At 58.6% G+C, this 8,589-nt stretch carries 9 protein-coding genes; 3 read left to right on the top strand and 6 right to left on the bottom strand.

Going from position 1 to position 8,589, the window contains the following annotated elements; all coding sequences use genetic code 11:
• The 6 genes from O6929_13570 to O6929_13545 form a co-directional block, all read right to left on the bottom strand.
• Nucleotides 1-478, bottom strand: a 478-nt coding sequence (locus O6929_13570; GenBank protein MCZ6481407.1) for a sigma-70 family RNA polymerase sigma factor, incomplete at its 3' end; no start/stop codon positions are given.
• 95 nt (nt 479-573) lie between these two features.
• Nucleotides 574-1,272, bottom strand: a complete 699-nt coding sequence (gene nth, locus O6929_13565) for an endonuclease III (protein ID MCZ6481406.1) — start codon at nt 1,270-1,272, stop codon at nt 574-576.
• A 63-nt stretch (nt 1,273-1,335) separates the two neighbouring features.
• Nucleotides 1,336-1,617, bottom strand: coding sequence for a hypothetical protein (locus O6929_13560; GenBank protein MCZ6481405.1), 282 nt, complete (start codon nt 1,615-1,617; stop codon nt 1,336-1,338).
• A gap of 380 nt (nt 1,618-1,997) precedes the next feature.
• On the bottom strand, nt 1,998-2,300 hold the full coding sequence (locus O6929_13555; protein MCZ6481404.1) for a hypothetical protein: 303 nt from the start codon (nt 2,298-2,300) through the stop codon (nt 1,998-2,000).
• A gap of 144 nt (nt 2,301-2,444) precedes the next feature.
• Nucleotides 2,445-2,858, bottom strand: coding sequence for a hypothetical protein (locus tag O6929_13550; GenBank protein ID MCZ6481403.1), 414 nt, complete (start codon nt 2,856-2,858; stop codon nt 2,445-2,447).
• Nucleotides 2,859-3,242: 384 nt separating this feature from the next.
• Nucleotides 3,243-3,380 carry a hypothetical protein gene (locus O6929_13545; protein ID MCZ6481402.1) on the bottom strand — a complete coding sequence of 46 codons (138 nt, stop codon included), beginning with the start codon at nt 3,378-3,380 and terminating at the stop codon, nt 3,243-3,245.
• 580 nt (nt 3,381-3,960) lie between these two features.
• Between O6929_13545 and O6929_13540 the strand changes: the two genes are divergently transcribed.
• The 3 genes from O6929_13540 to O6929_13530 all read left to right on the top strand — a co-directional run.
• Nucleotides 3,961-5,475 carry a mercuric reductase gene (locus O6929_13540; protein ID MCZ6481401.1) on the top strand — a complete coding sequence of 505 codons (1,515 nt, stop codon included), beginning with the start codon at nt 3,961-3,963 and terminating at the stop codon, nt 5,473-5,475.
• A gap of 290 nt (nt 5,476-5,765) precedes the next feature.
• A complete protein-coding gene (locus O6929_13535; protein MCZ6481400.1) occupies nt 5,766-6,869 on the top strand; it encodes a glucose 1-dehydrogenase in 1,104 nt (367 codons plus the stop codon).
• Between the two features lie 4 nt (nt 6,870-6,873).
• Nucleotides 6,874-8,589 (top strand): glycoside hydrolase family 15 protein (locus O6929_13530; protein MCZ6481399.1); only part of this gene is annotated, 1,716 nt, incomplete at its 3' end.

Here is an 8,589-nt window from a genome sequence, read left to right as displayed (position 1 = left end):
ACATGACGGTTCCCACCGGCCGGCGGATCACCCGGGCGATTTCTGCATAGCTCAGTCCCTCCAGTTCCCGGAGCAGGATCACCGTCCTGAGATCCGTGGGAAGGGCCTTGACGGCCTCTTCAATGTTCTGTCTCAGCTCCTGTCGGTCCAAATTCTCTGCCGGGTTGTGCCCGGTGTCCACCATCTGGAACGCTGCCTGGTCCTCAGGCACTTCCGGTCTTCGTCGCCGGAGAGCATCCGTGGCCAGATTCACCAGGATCCGGTAGAGCCATGTGCGAAACTGAGCCGTACCACGAAACTCGGCGAGGCGAAAGTACGCGCGGGTAAAGGCCTCCTGGGCCACATCTTGCGCATCCTCTCTGCGCCCCAGCAGGCGATACGCAATCGCATAGGCCCTGGCCTGGTGTCGCTTGACCAGCTCTTCGAAGGCGGCCACATCCCCCGAGCGGGAGCGCTCCACCAGCTGGTGGTCCTCCATGAGGCCGACTCCCAATTCTTGGACGGGAAAGCACGAACATTTATTTCCTTTCCAGCATACCTCACAGAGGGGTTGGCGGCAACAAGGGGAGCCTATTACCCCCTTGGCGAAATTGGAATGCCTGCCCGCGCGGGAAAGGGGCACGCGTGATGAATAGGGCAGGCCGAACACTTGGGCTTCCGCGCGACGCAGATGGCCCGACCGTGCGCCTGGAGAAGGTGACAGAAACGGACCTTTACCTTGTCGGGGACCACCGAATTCAGGTCAACCTCAATTTTGTCCGGATCGTTCTGGGCTGTAAATCCAAGGCGCTGCGCGAGCCGAGCCACGTGGGTATCCACGCCGATAGCCGGTTGGTCAAAGGCGTTGCCCCTCAGGATATTGGCAGTCTTTCGCCCCACGCCTGGTAGCGATACAAGATCCTCGAGTCCTTGTGGGACCTTGCCGCCGAACCGGTCGCAGAGCATTTGACAACACGCCCGGATGGCCTTGGCCTTGTTCCGGTAAAACCCGGTAGGGCGGATCTCCGCCTCTAGGGTGGCGAGATCGGCACCAACCCAGTCATGAGCCGCCCGGTACTTCTTGAAAAGCGGTGCGGTAACTTGGTTGACCCGCTCGTCAGTGCACTGGGCCGCCAGGATCAAGGCGATGAGAAGCTCAAGGGGGGTCCTGAAGCTCAGGGCCAGAGCGACATTAGGGTAAGTTCGATCCAGAATCTGGATAACCTTTTGGACCCGCCGCGTCCTCTCTTCGGGAGTCTCCCCGCGGGAGGATTTGCGCAGCTGCTGACTCATTTACCTGTTCCTTCCCACCCCCGAATCTCAGACTGTAGCTTCGGTTCCGTGCCCGGGTTACAGTTATTCCTCCCCCTCCTTGAGGATCTTTTTCAGGGCATCGCCCCCAGCCTGGGGGGCCTCACCTTTCAGGTAAATCATCACTCCACCCTTGACCGGACGGAGCTCGATGATCCCCTTGGTGGTCATCTCTTGCGTGACTGGCCTCGGATCCTCCCCGAAATACTGCCGGAACGCCTCGTTAAATCCCGAGAAGACGGTATGGATCCCCCGGTATTTCCCCCTGAGCTTCTTGATCGCCTGTACGACAAACTCCTCCTTCCCTAATTTCTCTTCTTGCTCCATTGTCCCCTCCTGGCGAGACGCCCCTCCCCCTTCTTACTCTTGCAGTCTCCTTTCGCAATCCCCCGCCCTACCGTAGCCGTCGGGCTAGTCGTATCAAGTGGACTCGGGACCGGACTCCATCGGAACCTCATCTTGTCCTGCATACTTGCCATAAAACCGGATCCCGTGGTCCTTGACCAGTGCGCTGAACTTGTCGAAGGTTTGAGTCGCCATCCGTGTGCCTACCTCGTCTTACCTGCCGGGCCTATACATCTGGAACATTTCACCTCACTGCGTTACCGCTTTTTCCTGCCCGCTCTGGCTTTTGGCTTTTTTGCCTTTGCACCCGCCTTTCGCTCTCGTGGCTGCGTGCGAGTGACCGCCTGCAGATTATGTATGAGTTAGTCAAGTTTGTGATGAAGCTCATCCAGATCCTTGCGGCTCGGCGGGAGGTAGCCCTGGAGACCCGCTTTCAGCGTCTCCTCGCACTGGCGGTACTTCTCCTCCATCCGCTTTTGAAATGCCTCGGTCTGGTGGGTCCACATGTCCAGGAGTTGCTTCCCTTCTTCCTTGGGGACAGCGCCGCGCTCGACCAACTCATCCACCATCCGCCAGGTCTGCTGTTGAAACTTCACCGCCGCCTCGACCGAGGCATTCACGGACTCGCGCATCATTTTCGTGAGCTGCTCTGTCCACTCTGCCATCGTCACCCCTCCATGCCATCCAGCCAAAGCCCCCCGACGCTCTTCGGAAATTACGGAATCACCGCAGAAACGCCCTCCCACTCCTCACATGAGGTGTACCACTCAGAGGGAGATTAGCTGCCTCAGGGGCCCACGGCGGACAGGTCAGGCACGCAGGATTCGCGCGGCGCGCCTGACGTCACGCGGCTTGACCCAGAAGATGCCGCCATAACGACCCGCCCCAGCCGACACGCAATCGACGGCGGTCACGTTGATTTTGGCCGCAGCCAGTTTTCCCAAGAAATTTGCACAGGCGCCAACACGGTCCTTGCCCTGGACGAGAAAGCCAATCTTCCTTTGGCTGACTTTCCACTTCGCCTTTCGGGCCACTTTGAGGAAGGCCGCAGGATTCGCAGGGACAAAGTCAAGCTGCGCCCGCCGACCCGGCTGCGGAAACCCAGAGAAGGCGAGAAGGTTGATCTCGGCCTTCTTGAGCGCATCCAAAACCTTGGCCCCCTCCCCGGGCTTATTTGCAACATTCATGACGAAGTATGGTACACGCCGGATTCTGTCCGCCATCTTCCCCTCCTTCGATCCGTCCTCGGATCGCCCCCTGCCCCTAGGAGGACAGGTTTTCGGTTATGAAACCGCGCCGCTCAAGCTGCTGATCCTCTCCCCGGTCGTCCCCCCAAACGCCAGGGTTCTCTTTGGTTAGCCATCAGCCCTTCGTCGTGGCCGCATCGCAGAAAGTCCACCGGTCTTCTGTCAAATCTTCCGTACAAAAAGGGCTCAGGGATTACAAGAAGTTAGCAGACTTCGGGGTGCAGAATCCAGTAAAATTGCGCGACCCAGCTTCACTCTCTCCCAGCACACCTGCCGCGGCACCTGATCGGCACAATCGCGCGGTGAACGGGAAAGTCAGAAAGGTGCCCCTGCCCGGAGGGAAATGGAGGTGGGAATCGGTCAGTTGCGACTCAGCAGCAGGTCCCGAAAAATGTCCTCTTCGTCCAAGTCATACCACCAGGCGAGCTGCCGCAGGACGGTGGTCTCGGGCCAGAAGTAGCCCCGTTCGATGAGATCAGAGATGAACGCGTGCCCCATATTCACTGCTCCTGCCTAGCTGGTATATCTGCAAAGCTAGTGCCATATCGCCGCCCCTCGGGGACCCGGCGAGCAGGGATGAGGAATGAAACGCCTGCCCCTTGACACCTTTTGCACGGCAAGGGATACTCTACTTGCCGCGGGAGATATAGACAGAGATGGAACCGAGACAGGCACAATAGCTCACCTCCGGAACCATCGTCGGAGCACGAGGAAACCAAACGCCTTCTCGGGTAAAATAGCTCGAGAAGGCGTTTGGTTTTCTCACACCTCACCCAAGAACGGAGTGAGAGACGTCCCGCGCCGGACCACTGGGACGTTTGCCCTGACGCCACTCTGAGTTACCATTGAGAGAAGTGGGACTAAAGATGAAAAAAGGAGGCGGAAGCGGCCACCCCATACGTGAGCAACTCCCGGAACAATCAAGGCAAGCAGCACGGCTGGTGCCGACCTGTCGCGCACGTTGGGCGTGGTCGGGTTGCTTCTGACGCTGCTAGTCCGGCAGGCACATTGAACACTGAAAGAGAGGGAATCAAAAACGAAGGCAGAATAGGATGACATTCAGCGAAGGAGTTTTTCTGTGAGTCGGGTACAGGTGCTACCCACAGATGAACACAATACGACACTGGTTTCCAATGTCCATCCTCCGGACTGGAAGAACCCCGAACCGGCCCCCCGATACAACCTGGTCGTGATCGGAGCAGGCACTACCGGCCTGGTGACCGCGGCAGGTGCAGCAGGTCTTGGGGCGAAAGTCGCTTTGATTGAAAAACACCTCCTGGGGGGCGACTGCCTTAATGTGGGATGCGTCCCCTCGAAATGTGTCATCCGCTCTTCGCGAGTGATCGAAGAGATCCGCATGGCCTCTGAACTCGGAGTGCGCGTGCCAGAGGGGACCAAGGCGGACTTCCCCGCGGTTATGGAACGGATGCGCCGCCTCCGAGCCCGTATCAGCCATCACGACTCGGCCCGCCGATTTCAGGAGTTGGGTGTGGACGTGTTTCTCGGAAATGGCCATTTCACGGGCCGGGATACGATCGAGGTGGACGGAAAGACGCTCCGCTTCAGGAAGGCTGTCATTGCGACCGGCGCCCGCCCCGCCGCCCCGCCCATTCCGGGCCTCGCCATGGCCCGCTACCTGACGAACGAGACCGTCTTCTCCCTGACCGAACTTCCCAGGAGTCTGGCCGTGGTCGGCGCCGGCCCAATCGGTGCCGAGATGTCTCAAGCCTTCCGCCGCCTCGGGTCAGAGGTCTATATTCTCGAAGCCCAATCCCAAATCTTGACCCGCGAAGACCGGGACGCGGCCGAGATCATCCAGAAAGCGTTTATACGCGACGGGATAAACCTCGTCCTGGGGTGCAAGATCCTCAAGGTGGAAACGCGGGGTGCGAAAAAGATTATCCAGTTTGAAGGGAACGGAGCCTGTGCCGATCTTCCGGTCGATGAGATCCTCATCGGGACCGGACGCGCACCCAACGTCGAGGGATTGAACCTGGAGGCGGCAGGGGTCGAGTACACCAAACACGGGGTGTCGGTCAACGACTACTTGCAGACCACCAATCGCCGCATCTATGCCGCCGGCGACATCTGCCTGCGATACAAATTCACGCACACCGCGGATGCGACGGCCCGCTTCGTCATCCAGAATGCGCTCTTCGCTGGATGGAAAAAGCAGAGTTCCCTGACCATTCCCTGGTGTACCTACACCGACCCCGAGATCGCCCATGTCGGGATGTATGAACGAGACGCCGAAGAAAGAGGGATCCCCATCGAAACGTTCATCAGACACCTCAGGGATGTCGACCGCGCCATTGCCGATGGCGACGAAGAAGGGTTTGTCAAGGTCCATGTCAAAAGGGGGACCGACCGAATCCTAGGTGCGACCATCGTCGCCCGCCACGCCGGAGAAATGATTAGTGAAATCACCCTGGCCATGATTGGAAATGTCGGCCTGAAAAAGATCGGGACTGTCATCCATCCTTACCCTACACAGGCCGAAGCCATTAGACAGGTCGCAGACGCGTATAACCGTACCCGCCTGACGCCACGGATGAAGGAGTTATTCAACCGTTGGTTCGCATGGACCCGATAATCCCCGCGCGCCCGAGCAACATATATATAAAAGAAGCCCTACCATGGGCTTTCTCGGTCGCTTCCGTCCCGGGTGGCCGTTCAGCACAAGTTTAGTTCCACATCTGCTCTTCCCTGATACCGGTATAGGGGATTTGCCTAGGTAAAGCATCGGACTTTCCCCGATAGAAAAAACAGGGCCGCCACTGATTGACAGTCGAAGGCGTTCCTGATTAAAGTCACCACTACAGCTGGAAACACGCGGGTTTATATGATAGTTCGTATTCGAGAGTAGGCAAAAGGAGGCGCATCATGAAAGCCGTCGCTGTCTTCCCCGACAAGGCGGGAAGCATCCATCTGGCAGAACTACCGAAACCCTCGGTCCAGGATATCCCCAACGGGCGAGGGGTCCTTGTGAAAGTGTTGCGGGTCGGTGTGGATGGCACGGACAAGGAAATCAACGCCGCAGAATACGGCCAGGCCCCGCCGGGCTCTGACTTCTTGATCATCGGCCATGAAAGCTTCGGTCAGGTAGAGGCCGTGGGGACCAGGGTCACCGAATTGAGACCCGGCGATTACGTCGCGGCCACCGTGCGCCGGCCGGGCTCGAGTATCTATGATCAGATTGGGACCTACGACATGACCACCGATGACACGTATTTCGAGCGCGGCATCAACTTGCGCCACGGCTTTCTTACCGAATACTACGTGGACGAGCCGGAATACATCATCCGGGTACCAGAGGGATTGAAACAGGTCGGCGTGCTGATGGAGCCGACCAGCGTGGTTGAGAAAGGCATCGCGCAGGCGTACGAGATCCAACGGCGACTCCGCGTCTGGCAGCCCCGCCGGGCGGCCGTGTTGGGGGCGAGCACGCTTGGCCTGCTGGCCACCATGGTCCTGCGGCTGCGCGGGCTTGAGGTGGTGGTGATGGCTCGCACGCGCCCTCCGTTCGTGAATGCACAATTGGTGGAGGAAATCGGAGCCAGATATGTGAGCACACAGGATCTCACTCTCAACAAAGCGTCCGAGCAGTTGGGCCCCTTCGATCTTATTCTCGAAGGGACCGGCTTTTCACCCCTCGTATTTGAAGCCATGGACGTGCTGGCGAAAAATGGGGTGCTGGTGTTGGTCAGCGTCACCGGTGGCGACCGCAAGGTCGAGGTCCCGGCCGACAAGATTAACTTGGGATTTGTACTCGGCAACAAGGTCGCCGTCGGGAGCGTGAACGCCAACCGTGAATATTTCGAGATGGGGGCCAAAGACCTCTCACAAGCAGAATTGCAGTACCCCGGATGGCTCTCAAAGCTGCTCACGCATCCGGTCGACGGCCTCGCGAACTACGAGAAAATGATTAAACTTCTGACCGAAGAGAAGGGCGCCATCAAAGTCTTTGTCAACGTCGCCAAGGAGTAGCGTTATGGCATATCAACCGATTGAAAACTACGGGATCATCGGAGATTTGCACACCCTGGCCTTGGTGGGGATGAATGGGTCCATCGACTGGCTCTGTTATCCCCACTTCGACTCCCCCAGCGTTTTTGCCGCCATTCTTGATGACAAGAAGGGCGGACACTTCAAGATCGCCCCCACTGTCGAAAGAGTTACCCACAAGCAGTTTTACTGGCCCGACACCAATGTACTGATCACACGCTTCCTCTCATCCGATGGCGTCGGCGAGATCACCGACTATATGCCAATCGGCGGGAGTGTCAAAGGGATTGGCCAACACCAGCTCATCCGACGGGTCAGCGTGCTTCGCGGAGCGATGGCCTTCCGAATGGAATGTTATCCGGCGTTCAACTACGCCCGGGATAAACATCAGATGAAAGTCACCCCGGACGGGGCGTGCTTTTATTCCCCACAGCTCAGCCTGGGACTCGCCACCCGTGTCCCCTTGAAGCAGGACGACAAGGGGGTCAGCGCCGAGTTTAGGCTCGAGGAAGGCCAGACGGCGACCTTCTTGCTTCAAGACATTCCCCAAGGAAGCGGTTGCGGCATCTCGCTTTCTGAGCAGGAATCGATGGAAAGCTTCAAGCAGACAGTCGAGTACTGGCGCCGCTGGATCTCGAAATGCACGTACACGGGTCGCTGGCGTGAGGTCATCCACCGGTCGGCGATGGCGCTGAAGCTCCTGACGTTTGCGCCCACGGGAGCGATTGTCGCAGCCCCGACGTGCAGTCTTCCCGAGGGCGTGGGTGGCGAGCGGAATTGGGACTATCGGTTTACCTGGATCCGAGATGCGGCGTTCACGCTCTACGGTCTGATGCGCATCGGATTTACGGAAGAGGCCGCCCAGTTCATGCGTTGGATCGAGGCCCGCTGCCGTGAGTTGAACCCGGACGGGTCGCTGCAGATTATGTACGGGATCGACGGACGCCACACCCTGACCGAGGAAACCCTGGACCATCTGGACGGCTACAGGGGCTCTCGCCCGGTCCGAGTCGGCAACGGGGCGTACAACCAGCTTCAGTTGGACATCTACGGCGAGCTGATGGACTCGGTGTACCTGTTCAACAAATACGGAAGCCCCATCTCGTATGATCTTTGGATCCATCTGAGACAGCTTATCAACTGGGTGTGCGATAACTGGCAGCGGAAAGACGAAGGGGTCTGGGAAGTCCGGGGCGGACAACAACATTTCGTCTACTCAAAACTCATGTGCTGGGTCGCCGTGGATCGCGGCTTGCGCCTCGCTGATAAGCGGTCGTTCCCCGCGGACCGCGACCGCTGGCTCATGGTCCGCGACCAAATCTACGAAGAGATCATGACCAAAGGGTGGAATCCCAAACGCCAGGCGTTTGTGCAACACTATGGGAGTGATTCCCTGGATGCCGCCAACCTGATGATGCCGCTGGTGTTCTTTCTCTCTCCGACCGACCCGAGAATGCTCAGTACCCTGAACGCCACAAACGCTGCTCTAGAGAAGGGCGGCTTGGTCTCTAACAGCTTGGTCTACCGGTACAACGTAGAAGAGACTGCCGACGGGCTCCGGGGGGAAGAGGGGACGTTTAACATCTGTACCTTCTGGCTCGTCGAGGCCCTGACACGGGCGGGGCGGGACAATCGCGCTAAGCTGGAGGAAGCGCGACTGATGTTCGAGCAGATGCTCGGGTACGCCAACCACCTGGGACTC

It is taken from the genome of Candidatus Methylomirabilota bacterium (genome assembly GCA_027293415.1).
In the GTDB taxonomy this organism is placed as follows: Bacteria; Methylomirabilota; Methylomirabilia; order Methylomirabilales; family CSP1-5; genus CSP1-5.
The sequence above is the reverse complement of the archived record's forward strand: the minus strand, read 5'-3'. Positions and strand labels throughout refer to the sequence as shown.